Here is a 1122-nt window from a genome sequence, read left to right as displayed (position 1 = left end):
CTTCGTAAATTTCCGCACCATCCTGTGGTACGCTTCCACTGCATTTGTCGTATAAATCAAATGCCGGATCTGTTCAGGATAATTGAAAAACGTGGTGAGTTCTGCCCAATTAGCATCCCAGGACCGCAAAATGGAGGGATACTTCCTATCCCATTTTTCCCGGAATTCTTCCTTGGCATACTCTGCGTCGTCTAAATTTACTGCACCGTAGATTTTTTTAAGGTCAGCGCAAATTGCTTTTCGATCCTTATACTGCACAAATTTAGTGGAATTGCGAATCTGATGGACTATGCAAAGCTGTTGCTTTGTCCTTGGGAAAACCGCATTTATGGCTTCGCCAAGTCCTCTCAGGTTATCATGACAGGCGATAAAAATGTCTTGCACGCCGCGCTTTTTCAGGTCGGAACAGATGGATGCGTAAAAGCTTGCGCTTTCATTCTCGCTGATCCAGATGCCCAGGATGTCTTTTTGGCCGCTCATATCAATGCCTAGCACTGAGTAGACGCATTTGTTGATGATCTGACTGTCCTTGCGGCTTTTGAATACGATCCCGTCAAAGTAGATGATCGGGTAAATCGACTCCAGCGGCCGATTCTGCCACTCGTTCACTTCCGGGAGGATTTTATCTGTTATCTTAGAAATCAAAGCCTGCGATATTTCTGCCCCGTAAATCTCCCGTAGATTATCTTCAATGTCGCGCTGGCTCATTCCTTTTGAATACATCGCCATGATTTTATGTTCGATTTCATCCGTCCGTGTCTGCCTCTTTTCGAGGATTTTAGGCTCAAATTCTCCGTTGCGGTCACGGGGCACGGCAATTTCACTCTCGCCGTAATCGCTGATGATGGTCTTTCGGTTATACCCATTGCGGGAATTACCAGTGTTGTTTCCTTCGGTGCTGTGCTTTTCGTATCCCAAATGATTTTCCATTTCGGCTTCCAGCATCTGCTCAATTGTTCCCGCAAAAAGGCGTTTTAGCTTCGACTGAATGTCACCCGTGCTTTGGCAGTCCTGCATTAATAGGCTCACTAATTCCATTTCCTTGTCCGTAAGAATGTTTTTTGACTGTCTCATTTTAATAACCTCCATTTTGTTTTATATGGAGATTATTGCCATTTACAC

The 1122-nt window shown here is 44.7% G+C and carries 1 protein-coding gene; it reads right to left on the bottom strand.

Features of this window, described 5'->3' with window-relative positions; all coding sequences use genetic code 11:
• Window positions 1-1038: IS256 family transposase (locus tag AC15IQ_RS15310; protein ID WP_483180361.1), on the bottom strand; the 1038-nt coding region annotated here is incomplete at its 3' end.
• Window positions 1039-1122 lie beyond the last annotated feature (84 nt).

It is taken from the genome of Syntrophomonas sp. DTU019, from assembly GCA_913757435.1.
In the GTDB taxonomy this organism is placed as follows: domain Bacteria; phylum Bacillota; class Syntrophomonadia; order Syntrophomonadales; family Syntrophomonadaceae; genus DTU019.
Note: the sequence above shows the minus strand (reverse complement) of the source record. Positions and strands in the feature narration are given on the sequence as shown.